This is a genomic window from Piscinibacter lacus, from assembly GCF_016735685.1.
GTDB classification, from domain to species: Bacteria; Pseudomonadota; Gammaproteobacteria; order Burkholderiales; family Burkholderiaceae_C; genus Aquariibacter; species Aquariibacter lacus.
In genome coordinates, this window is the sequence record NZ_JAERRA010000001.1 from 2,248,967 (window position 1) to 2,266,919 (window position 17,953).

The 17,953-nt window shown below is 70.3% G+C and carries 19 protein-coding genes and 2 pseudogenes; 16 read left to right on the plus strand and 5 right to left on the minus strand.

Annotation, left to right across the window (positions count from 1 at the left end):
- The first annotated feature begins 47 nt into the window (after window positions 1-47).
- Genes JI742_RS10160 through JI742_RS10170 form a run of 3 tightly spaced genes read left to right on the plus strand, consistent with a single transcriptional unit; the run spans window position 48 to window position 2,420 of the window.
- Window positions 48-551 (plus strand): hypothetical protein, encoded by a 504-nt coding sequence (locus tag JI742_RS10160; protein ID WP_201826167.1) that lies wholly within the window; start codon window positions 48-50, stop codon window positions 549-551.
- A 58-nt stretch (window positions 552-609) separates the two neighbouring features.
- The gene (locus tag JI742_RS10165; RefSeq protein ID WP_201826169.1) at window positions 610-1,602 is read left to right on the plus strand and encodes a homoserine kinase; all 993 of its coding nucleotides are present in this window, start codon (window positions 610-612) and stop codon (window positions 1,600-1,602) included.
- Complete coding sequence (locus tag JI742_RS10170) at window positions 1,599-2,420, plus strand: BPSS1780 family membrane protein (protein WP_201826171.1); 822 nt, start codon at window positions 1,599-1,601, stop codon at window positions 2,418-2,420. Before JI742_RS10165 ends, JI742_RS10170 begins: the two co-directional genes overlap by 4 nt.
- Here the strand turns inward: JI742_RS10170 and JI742_RS10175 are convergent.
- Window positions 2,420-2,737: pseudogene (locus JI742_RS10175) on the minus strand (DUF3579 domain-containing protein); the annotation flags it as partial. The gene JI742_RS10170 and the pseudogene JI742_RS10175 sit on opposite strands and share 1 nt — an antisense overlap.
- 211 nt (window positions 2,738-2,948) lie before the next feature.
- Here JI742_RS10175 and JI742_RS10180 point away from each other — a divergent pair.
- The 8 genes from JI742_RS10180 to JI742_RS10215 all read left to right on the plus strand — a co-directional run bounded on the left by JI742_RS10180 (window position 2,949) and on the right by JI742_RS10215 (window position 10,303).
- Window positions 2,949-4,166: an aspartate aminotransferase family protein gene (locus JI742_RS10180; RefSeq protein WP_201826175.1), complete on the plus strand. Its 1,218-nt coding sequence runs from the start codon at window positions 2,949-2,951 to the stop codon at window positions 4,164-4,166.
- A gap of 40 nt (window positions 4,167-4,206) precedes the next feature.
- Window positions 4,207-5,172 carry an ornithine carbamoyltransferase gene (argF, locus tag JI742_RS10185; RefSeq protein ID WP_201826176.1) on the plus strand — a complete coding sequence of 322 codons (966 nt, stop codon included), beginning with the start codon at window positions 4,207-4,209 and terminating at the stop codon, window positions 5,170-5,172.
- Between the two features lie 34 nt (window positions 5,173-5,206).
- Window positions 5,207-6,436: an MFS transporter gene (locus JI742_RS10190; protein ID WP_201826179.1), complete on the plus strand. Its 1,230-nt coding sequence runs from the start codon at window positions 5,207-5,209 to the stop codon at window positions 6,434-6,436.
- A gap of 21 nt (window positions 6,437-6,457) precedes the next feature.
- The gene (locus JI742_RS10195) at window positions 6,458-6,640 is read left to right on the plus strand and encodes a hypothetical protein (protein WP_201826180.1); all 183 of its coding nucleotides are present in this window, start codon (window positions 6,458-6,460) and stop codon (window positions 6,638-6,640) included.
- 21 nt (window positions 6,641-6,661) lie between these two features.
- Entirely contained in the window at window positions 6,662-7,255 is a 594-nt protein-coding gene (locus JI742_RS10200) for a class I SAM-dependent methyltransferase (protein ID WP_201826182.1), read from the plus strand.
- A gap of 71 nt (window positions 7,256-7,326) precedes the next feature.
- The gene (gene dapA / locus JI742_RS10205) at window positions 7,327-8,208 is read left to right on the plus strand and encodes a 4-hydroxy-tetrahydrodipicolinate synthase (RefSeq protein WP_201826184.1); all 882 of its coding nucleotides are present in this window, start codon (window positions 7,327-7,329) and stop codon (window positions 8,206-8,208) included.
- Between the two features lie 57 nt (window positions 8,209-8,265).
- Window positions 8,266-9,402, plus strand: a complete 1,137-nt coding sequence (gene bamC, locus JI742_RS10210) for an NlpB/DapX family lipoprotein (protein WP_201826186.1) — start codon at window positions 8,266-8,268, stop codon at window positions 9,400-9,402.
- Window positions 9,403-9,502: 100 nt separating this feature from the next.
- Complete coding sequence (locus JI742_RS10215) at window positions 9,503-10,303, plus strand: MBL fold metallo-hydrolase (protein WP_201826187.1); 801 nt, start codon at window positions 9,503-9,505, stop codon at window positions 10,301-10,303.
- 92 nt (window positions 10,304-10,395) lie between these two features.
- Here the strand turns inward: JI742_RS10215 and JI742_RS10220 are convergent, their stop codons facing one another.
- Both JI742_RS10220 and JI742_RS10225 read right to left on the minus strand, forming a co-directional pair.
- Window positions 10,396-10,590, minus strand: a complete 195-nt coding sequence (locus tag JI742_RS10220; RefSeq protein ID WP_201826189.1) for a hypothetical protein — start codon at window positions 10,588-10,590, stop codon at window positions 10,396-10,398.
- 221 nt (window positions 10,591-10,811) lie between these two features.
- Window positions 10,812-12,161: a cupin domain-containing protein gene (locus JI742_RS10225; protein ID WP_236676855.1), complete on the minus strand. Its 1,350-nt coding sequence runs from the start codon at window positions 12,159-12,161 to the stop codon at window positions 10,812-10,814.
- A 26-nt stretch (window positions 12,162-12,187) separates the two neighbouring features.
- Here JI742_RS10225 and JI742_RS10230 point away from each other — a divergent pair, with 26 nt between their 5' ends.
- From JI742_RS10230 to JI742_RS14140, 4 genes are all read left to right on the plus strand, one after another.
- On the plus strand, window positions 12,188-12,715 hold the full coding sequence (locus JI742_RS10230; protein WP_201826191.1) for an FKBP-type peptidyl-prolyl cis-trans isomerase: 528 nt from the start codon (window positions 12,188-12,190) through the stop codon (window positions 12,713-12,715).
- Window positions 12,716-12,918: 203 nt separating this feature from the next.
- Complete coding sequence (locus JI742_RS10235) at window positions 12,919-14,217, plus strand: tyrosine-type recombinase/integrase (RefSeq protein WP_201826193.1); 1,299 nt, start codon at window positions 12,919-12,921, stop codon at window positions 14,215-14,217.
- Window positions 14,218-14,409: 192 nt separating this feature from the next.
- On the plus strand, window positions 14,410-14,643 hold the full coding sequence (locus tag JI742_RS10240) for a helix-turn-helix transcriptional regulator (RefSeq protein ID WP_201825336.1): 234 nt from the start codon (window positions 14,410-14,412) through the stop codon (window positions 14,641-14,643).
- A 183-nt stretch (window positions 14,644-14,826) separates the two neighbouring features.
- The gene (locus tag JI742_RS14140; RefSeq protein ID WP_350309653.1) at window positions 14,827-15,345 is read left to right on the plus strand and encodes a toprim domain-containing protein; all 519 of its coding nucleotides are present in this window, start codon (window positions 14,827-14,829) and stop codon (window positions 15,343-15,345) included.
- Here the strand turns inward: JI742_RS14140 and cysC are convergent.
- On the minus strand, window positions 15,234-15,896 hold the full coding sequence (gene cysC, locus JI742_RS10250; protein WP_201826197.1) for an adenylyl-sulfate kinase: 663 nt from the start codon (window positions 15,894-15,896) through the stop codon (window positions 15,234-15,236). The two genes, JI742_RS14140 and cysC, sit on opposite strands and share 112 nt — an antisense overlap.
- A 202-nt stretch (window positions 15,897-16,098) precedes the next feature.
- A pseudogene (locus JI742_RS10255) lies at window positions 16,099-16,377 on the minus strand (Y-family DNA polymerase); the annotation flags it as partial.
- A gap of 273 nt (window positions 16,378-16,650) precedes the next feature.
- Between JI742_RS10255 and JI742_RS10260 the strand changes: the two are divergent.
- Window positions 16,651-17,953: VCBS domain-containing protein (locus JI742_RS10260; RefSeq protein ID WP_201826199.1), on the plus strand; the 1,303-nt coding region annotated here is incomplete at its 3' end.

Here is a 17,953-nt window from a genome sequence, read left to right on the forward strand (position 1 = left end):
CCGCACCGTGGCGGGGGGCCGCCGGGGGGCCTCCTACAATCCGGCGCATGCACGCCCACACCCACCCCGCTCGCCGCTCGTCTGCCCCGCTGCCGGCCGGCACGGGCCGGGTGATGATGCACCGGCTCAGGCAGGGCCTGCTGGCCGCCCTGCTGCTGCCGGCCCTGGCCCCGGCTGCCGATCTGACGGCCCCGCCGCGGCTGGCCGACCGGCCGGCGGCCGCCACCCCGGCACCGGCCGCAGCCGCGGCCAGCGCCCCCGCGCTGCGCCACCGCGTCACCCGCGCGAGCCCGGGCGACAGCGACACCGGCCCGACCGGCGACCGCCGCGAACCGCGCATCGAGCGCCGCGTGGTCGAGGACGATGCCGCCCGCATCGTGGAGCTGCGCGTGCGCGGTGCCGTGCAGCGCATGACGGTCACGCCCAAGGGCGACGGCCCGATCCAGCAGCCCTACGAGATCCAGCCGACCGACGCCGGCCGCGATTTCGGCGAAGGTCCCAGCCTCAGCCGCACCGGCGGTCAGCGCACCTGGCGCGTCTTCTCCTTCTGAGCGGCGCAGCGCGCGCCGCCCGGACTGTTTCTGCCCACGTTCCCAGGACCTGCCACGCATGGCCGTGTTCACCGAGGTCGGCTTCGACGCCGCCGCTGCGCTCATCGCCCGTCTCGGGCTCGGCCGACTCACCGAGCTGCAGCCCATCGCCGCAGGCATCGAGAACACCAATTACTTCGTCGTCAGCGAGCGCGAAGGGCAGCGGCTCGACCATGTGCTGACCGTCTTCGAGCGCCTGAGCGCCGAGCAACTGCCCTTCTACCTGGAGCTGATGCGCCACCTGGCGCGCCGCGGCCTGCCGGTGCCCGAGCCCCAGGCCGATGCCGAGGGCCGCATCCTGCATCGCCTGGCCGGCAAGCCGGCCGCCGTGGTCGACCGCCTGCGCGGCAAGAGCGTGATGGCGCCGCAGCCCCTGCACTGCGCGCAACTCGGCACCCTGCTGGCCCGCATGCACGGGGCGGTGCAGGACTTTCCGCTGCAGCAGCCCAATCTGCGCGGCCTGGCCTGGTGGGAAGCCACGGTGCCGCTGGTGCGGCCGCATCTCGCGCCCGAACAGCTCGCGCTGATCGATGCCGAGCTGCGCTTCCAGCAGGCCCTGGCCGCCTCGGCGGACCATGCCGCGCTGCCGCGCGGCGCCGTGCATGCCGATCTGTTCCGCGACAACGCCATGTTCGATGACGGGCCGGACGGCCCGCAGACGCGGCTGTCGGGCTGCTTCGATTTCTACTTCGCCGGCTGCGACAGCTTCGGCTTCGACCTGGCCGTCTGCCTGAACGACTGGTGCATCGATGCCGCCACCGGTCGGCTCGACCCGGCCCGCAGCGAGGCCCTGCTGGCCGCCTACGAAGCCGTGCGGCCGCTGGGCACCGAGGAACGCGCCCTGCTGCCGGCCCTGCTGCGCAGCGCGGCGATGCGCTTCTGGGTCTCGCGGCTCTGGGACTACCACCTGCCGCGCGAGGCCCACATGCTGACGCCGCATGACCCGCGCCATTTCGAGCGCGTGCTGCGCGAGCGCATCGCCCGCCCCTGGCCGGCAGCGGTGGCGGCATGAAGCTGCGCCGGGTTCGTCCCTTGCAGGGCCTGGCCTGGGTGCGAGCCGGCTTCTCGGCCTTCGGCGCCCAGCCCCTGGCCTATTCGGCCCAGCTTGGCCTGGCCGGCGTGATGCTGCTGCTGATCAGCATGCTGCCCGGCGGGCCGCTGCTGTCCATCGCCCTGCTGCCGCTGCTGAGCTGGGGCTTCACCGTGTCGGGCCGCGAGCAGGCCGCCGGGCGCCGCATGCCCGCCCTGCCCTGGCTGGACGCCCTGCGCGACCCGCGCCAGCGCCGCGGCTTTGCCGCGCTGGGCCTGCTCTATGCCGGCCTGACCTTCGGCAGCAGCCTGCTGGCCGATGCGCTCGACGGCGGTCGCTTCAATGCCTTCGTCGAGCAGTTGGCCCGCGATTCGGCCGCGGGCGGCGGCACGCTGGACGCCAGCGGCCTGGAAGGCTCGATGGCCCTGCGCATCGCCTTGCTCGGTGCCGTCTCGCTGGTGTTCTGGCACGCCCCGGCCCTGCTGGTCTGGGGCCGCAAGACGGTGGCGCAGGCGGTGTTCGGCAGCGTGCTGGCCTGCTGGCGCGGCCTGGGCGCCTACCTGCTGATGGGCCTAGGCTGGTTCCTGCTGCTGCTGGTCTGCCTGGCGCTGGTGCAGGTGATGCTGATCGGCCTGGGGCTGATCCAGGCCGCCAGCCTGGCGGCGCTGCCGGCCGGCATGGCGTTCTCGACGGCCTTCTATGCCTCGCTGTGGCGCGTCTACACCGACAGCTTCGAGGAAGAAGGCCCGGCCACCGCCGGGGCGGCGGCGGCAGTCAATCCGCCGGCGCCCTCCGCCTGAGGCGGATCCGGCAGCAAGCAGGCCTCGGTGGTCTGCAAGCGGTTGTCGCGGGCAAAGTTCATCACGAACTCCCAGGCGCGCGGCTCCAGCTCGCGCAGCGCCTCGTTGACGACCACGCATTTCACACCGCCCATCACCGTGGGCACGCAGTAGGGCGAGTAGCCGATGTGCCCGCCGCGGACCGGCGCCGCCCGGCCGGGGCGAAAGCTGCTCATCGCGCCGGCCAGTCGTTCGGACCAATCGCTGGGGCGGAAGCTGCGGCCGTCGGCCGTCTGGCCGAGGATGACGATTTCGCGGGGGGCTTCGGGATGCGGCACGGTCGGGTGAGACAGGGGGGCGGGCGGCGCGGTGGCGCCATGGGCCCTGGGGCGCGGGTGGGCGATGAAGGGATCGCCCGGCATTCTCGCGCAGGCCGGGCGGGACTTGCGCAGTGCAGCAACGACTGTGCCGTCATGGGGACTGTCACCGGGGGCCTGGCCTGCGCTTCGTAGAATCGCGCGCTTGTCCGACGACCCGGAGCGCTGCCGTATGAACGCCCCCGAACGCCTCGCCCCGACGGCGATGCCCCATGTGCTGAACACCTATGGCCGCCTGCCGGTTGCGCTTTCGCACGGCCGCGGCTGCACGGTGTGGGACACCGAGGGCCGCGAATACCTCGATGGCCTGGCCGGCATCGCGGTCAACACCCTGGGTCATGCCCACCCGCGCATGGTGGCGGCGATCGCCGACCAGGCCGGCAAGCTGATCCACACCAGCAACTACTACGCGGTGCCGCTGCAGGAGCAGCTCGCCGCCAAGCTCTGCGAGCTGTCGGGCCTGACCGGCGCCTTCTTCTGCAATTCGGGCCTGGAAGCCAACGAGGCAGCGATCAAGATCGCCCGCAAGTACGGCGTCGACCGCGGCATCGAGGCGCCCGAGATCCTGGTCTTCGACAAGGCCTTCCACGGCCGCTCCCTGGCCACCCTGTCGGCCACCGCCAACCCCAAGGTGCAGCAGGGTTTCGGCCCGCTGGTGCCGGGCTTCGTGCGCGTGCCCTTGAACAGCCTGGAGGCCATCGAGGTGGTTGCCGCGCAGCGGCCCGGCGTCTGCGCGGTCTTCCTGGAGACGGTGCAGGGCGAAGGCGGCATCCACCCCGCGCAGCTCGATTTTCTGCGTGGCCTGCGGGCGCTGTGCGACCGGCTGGGCTGGCTGCTGATGCTTGACGAGGTGCAGTGCGGCATCGGCCGCACCGGCACCTGGTTCGCCCACCAGTGGGCCGGCATCCAGCCGGACGTGATGCCGCTGGCCAAGGGCCTGGGCTCGGGCGTGCCGATCGGCGCAGTCGTCTGCGGCCCCAAGGCCGTGAAGGTGCTGCAACCGGGCAACCACGGCACCACCTTCGGCGGCAACCCGCTGGCCATGCGCGCCGCGCTGGAGACCATCGCCGTGATGGAGGACGAGGGCCTGCTGGCGAATGCCGCGACTGTCGGCGCCCACCTCAAGACGGCGCTGACGCGCGAGCTGGCCGGCCTGGCCGGCGTGGCCGAGATCCGCGGCGCGGGGCTGATGATCGGCATCGAGCTCGACCGCCCCTGCGGCGTGCTGCTGCAACAGGCGCTGGACGCCGGCCTGCTGATGAGCGTGACCGCCGACCGCGTGATCCGCCTGGTGCCGCCGCTGATCCTGACGGCCGCCGAGGCCGACCGCCTCGTGGCCCTGCTGGTGCCGCTGATCCGCGCCTTCCTGGGCGCGCCGGTCGCGGCCTGAGCGCCGCGCCCTCCTGACCCTGGCCCCGAGCCCCCGCCCGATGAAACCCGGCAAGAGCCTGATCAAGCACTACTTGCAGTTCAAGGACCTGCGCGCCGAGGAGTACGCCTACCTCTTCGGCCGCGCCGCGGTCATCAAGCAGCGCTTCAAGAACTACGAGAAGTACACGCCGCTGGCCGACCGCACCCTGGCCATGATCTTCGAGAAGGCCAGCACCCGCACCCGCGTGAGCTTCGAGGCCGGCATGTACCAGCTCGGCGGCTCGGTCGTGCACCTGACCACCAGCGGCAGCCAGTTGGGCCGCGACGAGCCCATCGAGGACAGCGCCCGCGTCATCAGCCGCATGGTCGACCTGGTGATGATCCGCACCTACGAGCAGGCCAAGCTCGAAGGCTTTGCCGCGCATTCGCGCGTGCCGGTGATCAACGGCCTGACCAACGAGTACCACCCCTGCCAGATCCTGGCCGACCTCTTCACCTGGCTGGAGCACCGTGGCGGCACGACCCGCGCCGGCATGCCCGACATCGGCAGCCTCCAGGGCCGCGTGGTGGCCTGGGTGGGCGACGGCAACAACATGGCCAACACCTGGCTGCAGGCGGCCGAGATCTTCGGCTTCACCGTCCATGTCAGCACGCCCAGCGGCTACGAGGTCGACCCGGCCGTGGCCGGCGTGCGCGACCCGGGCTGCTTCAAGGTCTTCAAGGACCCGATGGACGCCTGCCGCGGCGCCGACCTGGTCACCACCGACGTCTGGACCAGCATGGGCTGGGAGGCCGAGAACGAGGCCCGCAAGACCGCCTTCGCCGACTGGTGCGTGGACGCCGAGATGATGGCCGTGGCCCAGCCCGACGCCCTCTTCATGCACTGCCTGCCCGCCCACCGCGGCGAGGAGGTGGCGGCCGAGGTCATCGACGGCCCGCAGAGCGTGGTCTGGGACGAGGCCGAGAACCGCATGCATGTGCAGAAGGCCTTGATGGAATACCTGCTGCTGGGGCGCATCGGTTGAGCCTGCACGCCGTCCCCCTGCCGCGGCCCGCGCGATGACGGCCCTGCATCCCGGGGCGCCGGCCCTGTCGCTGCGGCAGTTGCTGATCTGCGGGGCGGCCATCGTCACGCTCAGCATGGGCGTGCGCCACGGCTTCGGCCTGTGGCTGACGCCGATCACGGTGGACCGCGGCTGGACGCGCGAGACCTTCGCCTTTGCCATGGCGGTGCAGAACCTGGTCTGGGGCCTGGCCGGGCCGCTGGTCGGCATGCTGGCCGACCGGCATGGCGCCCTGCGCGTGCTGGGCGCGGGCGCCCTGCTCTATGCGCTGGGCCTGGCCGGCATGGCCCTGGCCGGCGCGCCGACAGCCTTCCTGCTGAGCAGCGGCGGCCTGATCGGCCTGGCCCAGGCGGGCACGACCTATGCCGTGGTCTATGGCGTGATCGGCCGCCATGTGCCAGCCGAGCGCCGCTCCTGGGCCATGGGCCTGACGGCTGCGGCCGGCTCCTTCGGTCAGTTCCTGATGGTGCCGCTGGCCAGCGGGCTGATCGACGGCCTGGGCTGGCAGCAGGCGCTGCTGCTGATGGCGGGCGCGGTGCTGCTGATCCTGCCGCTGGCCTGGGGCCTGCGGGAGCCGCCGCGAGCGGCCGCCGCGCCGGGCGAGGCGCCGGCGCAGGGCGCGGGTGCCGCGATCCGCGAGGCCCTCGGCGAGCGCCGCTTCCTGCTGCTGACGGCCGGCTACTTCGTCTGCGGCTTCCAGGTGGTCTTCATCGGCGTGCACCTGCCGAGCTACCTGCGCGACCACGGCCTGGGCCTGGACGTGGCCACCGGCGCGCTGGCCCTGATCGGCCTGTTCAATGTGATCGGCACCTACCTCGCCGGCCTGATCGGCCAGCGCCATTCCAAGCCGCGGCTGCTGGCAGCCATCTATGCCCTGCGCTCGGGGGTGATCGTCGTCTTCCTGCTGGCGCCGCTGAGCGCGCTGAGCGTCTATCTGTTTGCCGCGGCGATGGGCTTGCTGTGGCTGTCGACGGTGCCGCCGACGAATGCGCTGGTCGCGCAGATCTTCGGCGTGCGGCATCTGTCCATGCTTGGCGGCACGGTCTTCCTCTCGCACCAGCTCGGCAGCTTCCTCGGCGTCTGGCTGGGCGGCTGGCTCTACGACCGCCAGGGCAGCTACGACGCCGTCTGGGGTCTGTGCATCGTGCTCGGCCTGGTGGCCGCGCTGCTGAACCTGCCGGTGCGCGAAACGCCGCTGGCGCGGCTGCGGCCGGCGACGAGCTGACACGACATGCGCCAAGCCGGAATGCCTCGACCCCCAGCCCCTCGCCCGCCCGGCCTGCGGCGGCGCCGCGGGCAGCGTGGCCGCCTGGGCGGCCCGGTGCTCTGGTGCCTGCTGGCGGCGGCCCTGCTGGGTGCCGTGCTGGGCGCCTGGCTGCAACCCGGCGTGATGATGGGCCTGGGCGGGCGGCTGAGCCTTTGCTTCTGAGCGACCTGCACCCACCCCCTCATGCCCTTGCCCCCCCTGCATCCTGAAGCGGCCCATGCGGCCTTGGCCTCGCCCTCGGCCTGGATCACCCGCTGGACGGCCGATCTGCCGCCCGGCGCCCGGGTGCTGGACCTGGCCTGCGGCCGCGGCCGGCATGCGCGCTGGCTGGCCGCCCGGGGCTTGCAAGTGACGGCGCTCGACCGCGATGCCGAGGCCCTGGCCGGCCTGGCCGGGCTGCCCGGCGTGCAGCCGCTGCAAGCCGATGTGGAGGGCGGCTCCTGGCCGCTGGCTGGCGCGGCCTTCGACGCGATCGTGGTGACGAACTACCTGTGGCGCCCGCTCTGGCCCGACCTGCTGGCCAGCCTGGCGCCCGGCGGCCTGTGGCTGCACGAGACCTTCGCCCTCGGCCACGAGGCCCTGGGCCGGCCGAGCCGGCCGGACTTCCTGCTGCGGCCCGGCGAACTGCTGGCCGTGGCGGCCTCCGCCGGCCTGCAGGTGCTGGGCTTTGAGGACGGGCTGCTCGACGGGCCGCCGCGCCGCATCCAGCGCATCGCCGCCGCCCGGCCCGAGCCAGGCGCCACGCAGGCCGCCGCACGCCGCCTGGACCGGGCCTGAGCGCCAGGCCGCGCAGCCCGGCCCCGCGGACGCCGCTGGCTAGAATCCCGCGATTGCGAGGACCTTTCCCCATGACTCCGATTGTTGGCAGCATCGTCGCGCTGGTGACGCCGATGCATGAAGACGGCAGCGTCGACTACCCGGCCCTGCGCCGCCTGATCGACTGGCACATCGCCGAAGGCACCGATTGCATCGGCGTGGTCGGCACGACGGGCGAATCGCCGACCGTCAGCCACGAGGAACACCGCGAGATCCTGCGCGTGGCGGTGGAGCATGCGGCCGGCCGCGTGCCGATCATGGCGGGCTGCGGCTCCAACTCCACCCGCGAGGCCATCGAGCTGACGGCCTATGCCAAGGCCATCGGCGCCGACTGCACGCTGCAGGTCGTGCCCTACTACAACAAGCCCACGCAAGAGGGCATGGTGCGCCACTTCCAGGCGATTGCCGAAGCGGTGGACCTGCCGGTCGTGCTCTACAACGTGCCCGGCCGCACGGTGGCGGACATGGCCCCCGAGACCACGCTGCGCCTGGCCCAGGTGCCGGGCATCGTCGCGGTCAAGGAAGCCACGGGCAACATCGAGCGAGCCTGCTGGCTGATCCGCAATGCGCCCGAAGGCTTCAAGATCTATTCGGGCGACGACCCGACCGCCATCGCGCTGATGCTGCTGGGCGGCCACGGCAACATCTCGGTCACTGCGAATGTCGCGCCGCGCCTGATGCACGAGCTGTGCATGGCCGCGATGGCCGGCGATGCCAAGCGCGCCACCGAGATCCACTTCAAGCTGCTGCCGCTGCACAAGCAGTTGTTCTCCGAGCCCAATCCCATCCCGGTCAAGTGGGCGCTGGCGCGCATGGGCCGCTGCGGCGGCACCCTGCGCCTGCCGCTGCTGCCGGCTTCGGCGGCGACCCAGTCGGCCGTCGAGCAGGCCCTGCACGACGCCCGCCTGCTCTGAGCCCCGCGGGGCTGCGCTGTCGGCCCCGCCTTCTTCCCGAACCCTGCCGAGCTACCGATGCACCGACGCCTTTCTGCCCTGCGCCTGGCCCCGCTCTGCCTGCTGATCGCCCTGGGCGCCTGCTCCTCGATCAACAAGACCCTGGAGGGTGACAAGGTCGACTACCGCGGCGGCGGCAGCAAGCAGGTCAACCTGGAAATTCCGCCCGACCTGACCCAGTTGCAGAAGGACGCGCGCTACCAGCCGGTGGATGGCTCGATCACGGCCTCGTCCCTGCAAGGTGGCAGCAGCGTGGCGGGCGCCTCGCGCGAAGCCGCGGTCGCGCCCAGCACCCTGGGCACCAACCGCCTGATGCGCGACGGCAACCAGCGCTGGCTGGTCACCTCGATGACGCCCGAGCAGCTCTGGCCGCTGCTCCAGCAGTTCTGGCAGGAGCGCGGCTTCGAGCTGGAATCCGAACAGCGCGAGCTGGGGCTGATGCAGACCACCTGGGTCGAGAACCGCGCCAAGATTCCGCAGGACTTCATCCGCCGCGCCCTGGGCTCGGTGATCGACGGGCTCTACGACTCGGGCGAGCGCGATGCCTTCCGCACCCGTATCGAGCGCACCGGCAGCGGCAGCGAGGTCTACATCTCGCACCGCGGCGCGATCGAGGTCTATGTGCGTTCGGACCAGAGCCAGACGGCCTGGCAGCCGCGCCCCAGCGATCCGGAGCTGGAAGCCACCATGCTGTCGCGCCTGATGATCAAGCTGGGCGGCACCGAGGAGCAGGCCAAGGCCCAGAGCGTCCAGGTGGCCGCGGCGCCGAATGCGGCCCAGGCCCGTGCCCGCCTGCTGCCCGGCACGCCGGCGGCCGGCATCGCGGTGGACGAAGGCTTCGACCGCGCCTGGCGCCGCGTCGGCCTGGCGCTCGACCGCATCGGCTTCACCGTCGAGGACCGGGATCGCGGCCAGGGCGTGTACTTCGTGCGCTATGTCGACACCAGCGACACCACGCCCAAGGAGCCGGGCTTCTTCCGCCGGCTCTTCGGCGGCGGCGCGAGCCCGGACAACACGCCCAGCCGCTACCGCATCGTGGCCGAGCGCGGTGCCGGCAACCAGACCGTGCTGCGCGTGCAGACGGACAAGGGCGAGGCGGCCGGTTCGGCCGCAGCCAAGCGCATCCTCGACCTGCTCGTGGCGGAACTGCGCTGAGCCCGCGCTGCATCGGGCCGGCCGCAACGCGCCGGCCCCTTCCGCACGCCCTGTCTGCGTCCCGGCCGGCCCGCCCTTAGCGCCCGGCGCGAGCTTCCGCATGCGATTCCGCAGCCTGGGCAGTGGCAGCAAGGGCAATGCGACGCTGGTCGAGTCGACGGGCCCCGGCGGCCCTTGCCGCCTGCTGGTCGATGCCGGCTTCACCCTGCGCGAACTGGCGCTGCGCCTGGCCGCCGAGGGCCTGGGCCCGGAGCAGCTCGACGCGGTGTTCATCACCCATGAGCACGGCGACCACATCGGCTGCGCCATCGGCCTGGCGCGCCGCCACCGGGTGCCGATCTGGACCAGCCGCGGCACCTGGCGTGCCGTGTGTGCCGACCCGGCCGAGGGCGAGGCCTTGCAGGCCGAGGGCCTGCTCCACTTCGCCCGCGACGGCGACTGCATCGAGCTGCCCGGCGGCCTGGCCCTGCGGCCCTACACCGTGCCCCACGATGCGGCCGAACCCTTGCAGCTCTGCGTGGACGACGGCCGCCGCCGCCTCGGCCTGCTGACCGATGCCGGCCAGTCCACCCCGCACCTCCTGGCCGCCCTGGCGGGCTGCGATGCCCTGCTGCTGGAGACCAATCACGATCCGGCGCTGCTGGCCGGCTCGCCCTACCCGGCCTCGCTCAAGGCCCGCATTGCCGGCCCCTGGGGCCATCTCGCCAACCCCGTGGCGGCCGACATCCTGCGGCAGTGCGCCCACGCCGGGCTGCGGCATGTGGTGGCCGCCCACCTGAGCGAGCAGAACAACCAGCCGGCCCTGGCGGCCGAGGCCCTGGCCGGGGCCCTGGGCTGCCCGTCCGGGGACATCGTCGTGGCCGACGGGCCCGCCGGGTGCCCCTGGCTGGACCTGGCCTGAGCGCGATACCCGCTGCGCCCGTGGGCCGGACGAAAAAAAGCCGCCTTGCGGCGGCTTTCGAAGATCGACAGCGGGCCAGCGGCCCGCGGATCTCAGTTGCTGGCGGCCGAGGCGGCAGCTTCCGGGGCCGAGGCTTCGGCGGCCGGGGCCGGGGCGGCTTCCACCGGGGCGGCCGGGGCCGACGCTTCGGCGGCCGGAGCCGGGGCCGGGGCCGCCTCTTCCGGCTTCTTACCGCAGGCGATCAGGGCGGCGGCGGCGATCAGGGCGAGCAGATACGACTTGTTCATTGGGATTCCTAGTGCGGTGAGGGTTTGGATCGAAATGCGGAAGCGAATTCCGGCGCCGGTCTAACGCGGCCGTCCCCTTTCGGTTGACGATCGCGCCGTTGTCCTGGGATCAGGCGCACCGGCGCTCGGCGCAGCCCGGGATTCTAGGGGCGGAATCCGTGGAGACCCTAGGGCGTGCGAACAATGTCAGTCAAACACAAGTTGCTTGTTGTATCGAGCCCTCAGGCCGCGGGCCACAGCGGCTCGATCCAGCCGTCCAGCAACCACTGCCGCAGCAGCGCGCGGGCTGCGGCGCTGATGCGGCGCAGGGCCGCCGCCTCCAGGCCACGCCGATCGGCCAGGGCCTGCATGAGCAAGGCATCGCGCCCCGCCGCCCGCCAGCCCTGACCGTTGAGGTAGATGCAGTCGGCGTCGTAGAGCATGCGACTGCCCCGCGCCAGGCGCAGGCCCAGGCGCAGCGCCTGCGCCATCTGCGCGTCCAGGGCGGCCTCGTCGTCCTCGTCCCCCGGGGCGAACTCGGCATCGGGCGCCGGCTCGCTCAACCATTCGCCCAGGGCCAGGCAGACGGCTCCGGGGGCCGCCAGACGCTCGCGGACCAGGGCCAGCGCATGGGCCTGCAGCGCCTCGGGAATGCGGCCCGGCTGGGCGGTGGCGGGCTGGCCCGGGTCGCGGTAGCGCTCGGCCTCGGCGGGATCGTCCGGGTCCACCGTGTCCAGCATGCGGTTGAGCAGGGCATCCGCCAGCTCGGCCTGGGCCGGGGCACGGAAGCCGATCGACGCCGTCAGGCAGGGGCCGCCTTCGGCCACACCGTCATGGCCCCAGCCGGGGGGCAGGTAGAGCATGTCGCCGGGCTCCAGCAGCCAGTCCTCGGTCGGCGAAAAGTGTTCGAGGATGCGCAACGGCAGGCCGGGGCGCAGTTGCTCATCCCCCGGCGGCGCGATGCGCCAGCGCCGCGCGCCGCCGATCTGCAGCAGGAAGACGTCGTAGGAATCGACATGCGGCCCCACCCCGCCGCCCTCGCTGGCCCAGGAGACCATCAGGTCATCCAGCCGCGCGGCGGGCAGGAAGGCGAAGGGATCGAGCAGGGCGCGGGCCGCATCCAGATGGCGGTCCAGGCCCTGCACGAGCAGCGTCCAGCCCGGCTGGGTGGCCGGCGGCAACTGGCGGCGGCTGAATGGCCCTTGACGCAGCGACCAGCCCTCGCCCTGGGCGGCGGCACGCCGGCCCCGTGCGGCGGGCGCGGCCGGCTGGCGCTCGACCAGCCGGGCGGACAGGCCGGGCCGCGCTGCCAGGGCCAGCAGCGCCTCGCGGTCCAGGCCGGCCCAGGCCTGCGGCGGCAGGGCCTGGCGGATCAGCAGCGGCTTGCGGTGCCAGTGGCGACGCATGAAGGTGGCCGGGCTCAGGCCGCCGAGCAGGGCGCAGGGCTGGTCAAGCGCAGGCGCGGCCCAGGGGCCGGAGGCCGGCTCCGGCATGCCGGACGCTGCGCCGCGGCGGGGCTTGGGCGGGGCCGCCACAGCGGCGGAAGGGGCGGCAGCGGTGGCCGCCACGGGGGGCTTGGGGGTCCGGGACATGCGGGGCATTGTGCGATCATGAAACCATGCAAATCGCCGCGCCTTGCGTCGTCAGCCTGAGCTGGCGGCTAGAAGACACCCAGGGCCAGCTCATCGACGAGCTGATCGAACCCCTCGAATTCATGATCGGTGGCGACGACCTCTTCGAGCGGGTCGAAGAGGCTCTGATCGGCCAGGAAACCGGCTTCAGCGCCACCCTGCACCTGGAGCCCGACCAGGCCTTCGGTGCCTACGAGCCGGAACTGGTCTGCTTCGAATCGCGCAGCCTGTTCGGCGAGCATGTCGAGCCGGGGATGCAGTTCGACGGCCTGCCCGAGGGCGCGACCACCGAAGGCATGCCGCGCGAGGCCATCTACACGGTCACCGAGGTCTACGACGAGCATGTGGTGATCGACGGCAACCACCCGCTGGCCGGCATCGCCCTGGTGCTGGCGCTCGTCGTGCGCGATGTGCGCGAAGCGACCGAGCAGGAAATCGAGCGCCGCAGCGTGGGCGAGGAATCCCTCTTCACCCCGATCAGCGCCCCGCAGGCCGGCAGCGACACGCTGCACTGAGGCCGCGTCGCCCTGACGCAGGGCGTGGCTGGCGGAAGCTCAGTCCGCCATTCGTCTGCATCCTCGCTCACCAAGACGCATCGCCGTCTGCCTGTCTCTCCTATGAAGAGAGGGTTCGGTCGTAACATCCAGCATCACTGAATGCTTCCTCACCTTCCATTTGATGGGGGGTTGAATGGGGGGTACGGCGGGGAGGTGTAGCGATGCCCAAGATGGCGAGGGAACTGTATGCGGTCGACCTCAAGCGGCTGACCAAGCCGGGGCGGCACTTGGTCGGCGTCGTACCGGGTTTGGCACTTCAGGTGGCAGAGACCGGGGCGCGGTCGTGGGTGTTGCGGATCATGGTCGGCGCCCGCCGCAGAGAAATCGGACTTGGGAGCTTCCCGGCCGTGACGCTGGCCATGGCCCGACAACGAGCAGCCGTTGAGCGCGACAAGGTTCGGCAAGGCTGTGATCCCGTCGAAGAGCGCAGAGTCAGCCAGCAGGCCCTGAGAGCTCAACAGTTGGCCTCCATCAGCTTTCAGGAAGCGGCGACTCAGTTCATCGAGAGCCGGCGCGGCGCTTGGCGGAATGCAAAGAGCGAGAGGCAGTGGACGTCTTCCCTGACGCAGTACGCCTATCCCTTGATCGGCTCGCTGAATGTCGGTCAGATCAGTCGCCCGCACATTCTTGCTGTGCTTGAACAGGCGGTGCCGGTGTCTCGACGTGCTTCGGAAGGATACAAGGGTACCGGCAGGCTTTGGGAGGCCCGTGCGGAAACCGCGTCCCGACTTCGCGGGCGCATGGAATCCATACTTGATTGGTGCAAGGGTCGCGGCTACTGCTCGGGCGACAACCCTGCCGCCTGGGATGGCAATCTAGCTGCCGTGTTGCCTGACCCAACCAAAATGAAACGGGTTACGCATCATCCGGCCGTCGCATTGGATAATCTACCAAGATTCTGGAACGATCTTGGCAAATGCGAAGGAATTGCGGCGCGAGCGCTGGAGTTCTTGACCCTGACAGCGGCCCGATCAGGCGAAGTTCGCGGCATGCTGTGGACTGAGGTCAGCGGACTGAGCGCTAGCGGTGCGATGTGGATCATCCCAGCATCGAGGATGAAAGCGGGGCGCGAGCACCGGGTACCGCTGTCCAAAGCCGCTCGGGACTTGCTCAACAGCCTGCCCAGATTCGAGGGCTGCGACCTCGTGTTCCCAGGGATGCGAGGAGGCCCGCTGTCCGACATGAGTCTATCGGCCGTCATGCGGCGCATGGGACGCGTCGAGGTGCCACACGGACTTCGCTCGAGCTTCAGGGATTGGGTAGCCGAGCGCACAACGTACCCGGGTGAACTTGCCGAGGCCGCCCTTGCCCACAGCCTGAGCAGCAAAGTGGAGGCAGCGTACCGGCGAATGGACATGCTGGAAAAGCGCAGGGCCATGATGGAAGACTGGGCTACACACCTTGTTAGCGACACCCCCGTGGACATCATGTTGGCTAATAGCAAAATCACTTCTAGCTAGTCAACACAGTTTCTCGGGCTTACAAAGGCGCATTTCAACGGTCTAGGATGGCGGCGTCACGAGTCGACCTGCCCAAACTTCTTGACCAAGAAGCCCCACCAAGTACAAGGCTTCTGTGCGCTCCCGACGTGTTGTGTTGATTTTTTGTTTTTTCCTAAATGATCATGTCGCACCTTGTCCCCAGGAGTGCGAATGGGTCAGCCCCAAAAATTCCTTCGAGCTCGCGAACTCTTCACTTCCCTCCGCCCAAGCAGAGGTAAGCCACACATCGGCCGTCTGCCGTTCACACCCAACACCGGCTGGCGATATGTCAGGCAGGGCACGTTCCCGGCGCCCGTCAAGCTCGGACCGGGCATCACGGCCTGGCGACTCTCCGACATCGAAGCGTGGGAGGCTCAACAGGCGAACAAGAAGGGGGCAACGTGAAACGACCTTCCCCCTTCAACGACTGCATGGGCAGCGAGAAGCCTGATGCATGGGCGAGTACGCAATCGCCATTGCACCCAAGCAGCCAGCGGCCAGCCGGCCACTGCAAAAGAGCGTCAGGCCTCGGCGGTAGCCTCAGTGTAAGGACGACTTGGGCCTCGGGGCTGCTGGCTGTGCCGCTTGATGAGCGCCTGTGTTCCCCTGCATGCGCCAGAGCGGGGCGTGATCGGCATTGCGGAGGGTATCGAGACCGCTCAGGCTGCTCACTCGGCTTCGGGCTTACCCACCGTGGCCGCCTCCTGCGCGAGCAGCTTGGCCGCTTACGTCTGGCCTCCGGCTACGCGCCGCATCGTGGTGTTCGCGAATGCCGATGTGGTGGGTACTGCCGCCGCGCAGACATTGAAAGCGCGGGCCGTGCGTGCGGGGCTGGATGTGAAGGTGCTGACCCCCTCCACGCCCGGCATGGACTGGTGTGACGTCTGGGCGGCGCGCACTCTGACGGAGGTACAGGCGCTGCAACAAGGATTTCAGGACGGACACGGCAGGGGATCGCTTCCAGCAGGCAAGGGCTCAGGGGGCGAAGGCCGCAGTCAGCGCCCGGCCGCAGGTGGGTTCAGCAGGGCCAGCACCCGCTCGACACAGACGTCCAGTGCTTCCCTGTCGGTGCGCAGATGCAGCTCGGGATCCAGGGGAGGCTCATAGCGTGAGCCGATGCCGGTGAAGCTGGCGAGGGTACCGGCACGCGCCTTCGCATACAGGCGCTTCGGGTCGCGCGCCTCGGCCACCGCCAGCGGCACGTCGACGAAGACTTCCAGGAACTCGCCCGGCGCGAAGCGTCCGCGCGCCAGCGCCCGGTCGGCGCGGAAGGGCGAGATCAGCGCGGTCAGCACGATCAGGCCGGCATCGACCATCAGCCGCGCCACCTCGGCCACCCGCCGCACCTGCTCCTTGCGGTCGGCTTCCGAGAAGCCCAGGTCGCAGCTCAGGCCACCACGCAGATGGTCACCGTCCAGCAGATAGGTCGCCCGGCCCTGGTGGTGCAGGCGGGCGCACACGGCATTGGCGATCGTGCTCTTGCCCGCGCCCGACAGGCCGGTCAGCCACAGCACCCGGGGCGTCTGCCCGAGCAGCACCGCCCGATCCAGCTTGCTGACGGACAGGGCCTGCGCATACAGCTCGCCTCCGCCATCGCCCGGACGCTGGGCCGGGCCGGGGGCCGGTGTCGGTGTCGGTGTCGGTGTCGGTGTTGCCATGCAAACGCCTTGGATCGTTGGATCTCCGCGCGGGGCCCGCTGGGCCGGGGCGCGACCTGCCCGGCATGGACCGGGCGGGCTGCATGGTACGGGCAGGCCTCACCAGCCTGCCCGCATCCCGCGGGGGTGCTGGATGGTCTGCGTGATCCTCCTGCAGTTCCAGCGCCAGCTCGCCCTGCGCCGCGCCTTGGGCACCGGCCTCCAGCCCCAGCTTGGCCGAAAGCGCCACCAGGCCCCGAGCCTGCAGGGCCCGGCACTGAAACCAGGGCTGGCCGATGCGCACGCCCAGGGCCTTGGCCTCGTTCGAGCGGGAGATGGCACAGCCATCGTTGTTCGACAGCACGATCACCGGCTTGCCGGCCAGGGCTGGACGGAAGACCCGTTCGCAGGAGACGTAGAAATTGTTGCCGTCGACCAGGGCGATGGAGGAGACGGGGGCGGAGCGAGGGGCGGCGCCAGGGGCAGCGAAGGGAGCAGGCATGGCGCGGATTGGACGCGCCGTGGGGCTCAGGGGGTGAGGTTGTGGGAGCGTCGGACGGTTTCTTGCGTGCGGAATCAATTGGCTGCGTGCTGCCCGAGCGGCCTTATTAGAGTTTGTCAATCCTGTATGTCGAGCAGATTCCATGAGTGCTGACTCCGCAAGTAATCACACTAACGTCAACCCACCCATACGGGGGCAATCACCGGAAGGCGCGCAAACTCTCGAGCAATCGGATCTTGATACATTCCGCCGCGGTAACAACCGGAGCACGCCATGGCCCTCACTGCCAAGAACGATACCGCCGCCGTCACCGAGAACCTCCAAGCCAGCGGGAACGTGACGGACAACGACCTTGTAAAGACGGTCGGGCGTATCAGTTTCGGCACGCAGAGCGTCAACGTTCCCCGCGACGGCAGTGACGTCTCGCTCACGACCGGTCATGGCACGCTCACCATCAACCGCTCGGGTCAGTACACCTTCCTTGCCAACGGGGCAGCATCTGAAGCCCTGGCCGTGGGCGAAACCGCAACCCTGGTGTTCCAGTACGACCTCGTCATCCTGTCCCTACTTGGTTTGCTAACGGTTGCGCAGCGAAACGTGCTGCTGACCCTGACCATCACTGGCACCAACGATCAGCCCACCGTCACCGCCTTCAGCAACGGTGCGGTGACTGAAGACAACGCGTCGCCGAATCTGAGCACCACCGTCTCGGTGAACTTCAGCGACATCGACACCCGCGATGTCCTGAGCTACAGCCAGACCAAGACCAGCGGCACCCTGGGCGGCACGCTCAGCCTGCTCAGCAGCAACGACAGCGGCACCAGCGGCAATGCCGGCTCGGTGAGTTACACCTACCGCGTGGCCAACAGCGCCACGCAGTTCTTGGCCGCGGGCCAGACGGCCACCGAGACCTTCACCATCACCGCCAATGACGGCAACGGCGGCACCGCAAGCCAGGTGGTGACCGTGACTGTGACGGGCACGAACGATCGCCCCACCGTCACCAGTTTCAGCAACGGTGCAGTGACCGAAGACGCCACTTCGCCCGAGCTGAGCACCATCGTGTCGGCGAACTTCAGCGACATCGACACCCGTGATGTCCTGAGCTACAGCCAGACCAAGACCAGCGGCACCCTGGGCGGCACGCTCAGCCTGCTCAGCAGCAACGACAGCGGCACCAGCGGCAATGCCGGCTCGGTGAGTTACACCTACCGCGTGGCCAACAGCGCCACGCAGTTCTTGGCCGCGGGCCAGACGGCCACCGAGACCTTCACCATCACCGCCAATGACGGCAACGGCGGCACCGCAAGCCAGGTGGTGACCGTGACTGTGACGGGCACGAACGATCGCCCCACCGTCACCAGTTTCAGCAACGGTGCAGTGACCGAAGACGCCACTTCGCCCGAGCTGAGCACCATCGTGTCGGCGAACTTCAGCGACATCGACACCCGTGATGTCCTGAGCTACAGCCAGACCAAGACCAGCGGCACCCTGGGCGGCACGCTCAGCCTGCTCAGCAGCAACGACAGCGGCACCAGCGGCAATGCCGGCTCGGTGAGTTACACCTACCGCGTGG

Excerpts from the sequence above, each read along its gene's own strand:
- JI742_RS10200 (WP_201826182.1), top strand. The coding sequence starts at position 6,662 with ATGCCCTTGCCCCCCCTGCATCCTGAAGCGGCCCATGCGGCCTTGGCC.
- JI742_RS10195 (WP_201826180.1), top strand. The coding sequence starts at position 6,458 with ATGCCTCGACCCCCAGCCCCTCGCCCGCCCGGCCTGCGGCGGCGCCGC.
- cysC (WP_201826197.1), bottom strand. The coding sequence starts at position 15,896 with ATGGCAACACCGACACCGACACCGACACCGACACCGGCCCCCGGCCCG.
- JI742_RS10225 (WP_236676855.1), bottom strand. The coding sequence starts at position 12,161 with ATGTCCCGGACCCCCAAGCCCCCCGTGGCGGCCACCGCTGCCGCCCCT.
- JI742_RS10235 (WP_201826193.1), top strand. The coding sequence starts at position 12,919 with ATGCCCAAGATGGCGAGGGAACTGTATGCGGTCGACCTCAAGCGGCTG.
- JI742_RS10170 (WP_201826171.1), top strand. The coding sequence starts at position 1,599 with ATGAAGCTGCGCCGGGTTCGTCCCTTGCAGGGCCTGGCCTGGGTGCGA.
- JI742_RS10220 (WP_201826189.1), bottom strand. The coding sequence starts at position 10,590 with ATGAACAAGTCGTATCTGCTCGCCCTGATCGCCGCCGCCGCCCTGATC.
- JI742_RS10215 (WP_201826187.1), top strand. The coding sequence starts at position 9,503 with ATGCGATTCCGCAGCCTGGGCAGTGGCAGCAAGGGCAATGCGACGCTG.
- JI742_RS10190 (WP_201826179.1), top strand. The coding sequence starts at position 5,207 with ATGACGGCCCTGCATCCCGGGGCGCCGGCCCTGTCGCTGCGGCAGTTG.
- JI742_RS10230 (WP_201826191.1), top strand. The coding sequence starts at position 12,188 with ATGCAAATCGCCGCGCCTTGCGTCGTCAGCCTGAGCTGGCGGCTAGAA.
- bamC (WP_201826186.1), top strand. The coding sequence starts at position 8,266 with ATGCACCGACGCCTTTCTGCCCTGCGCCTGGCCCCGCTCTGCCTGCTG.
- JI742_RS10240 (WP_201825336.1), top strand. The coding sequence starts at position 14,410 with ATGGGTCAGCCCCAAAAATTCCTTCGAGCTCGCGAACTCTTCACTTCC.
- argF (WP_201826176.1), top strand. The coding sequence starts at position 4,207 with ATGAAACCCGGCAAGAGCCTGATCAAGCACTACTTGCAGTTCAAGGAC.
- JI742_RS10160 (WP_201826167.1), top strand. The coding sequence starts at position 48 with ATGCACGCCCACACCCACCCCGCTCGCCGCTCGTCTGCCCCGCTGCCG.
- JI742_RS14140 (WP_350309653.1), top strand. The coding sequence starts at position 14,827 with ATGAGCGCCTGTGTTCCCCTGCATGCGCCAGAGCGGGGCGTGATCGGC.
- dapA (WP_201826184.1), top strand. The coding sequence starts at position 7,327 with ATGACTCCGATTGTTGGCAGCATCGTCGCGCTGGTGACGCCGATGCAT.
- JI742_RS10165 (WP_201826169.1), top strand. The coding sequence starts at position 610 with ATGGCCGTGTTCACCGAGGTCGGCTTCGACGCCGCCGCTGCGCTCATC.
- JI742_RS10180 (WP_201826175.1), top strand. The coding sequence starts at position 2,949 with ATGAACGCCCCCGAACGCCTCGCCCCGACGGCGATGCCCCATGTGCTG.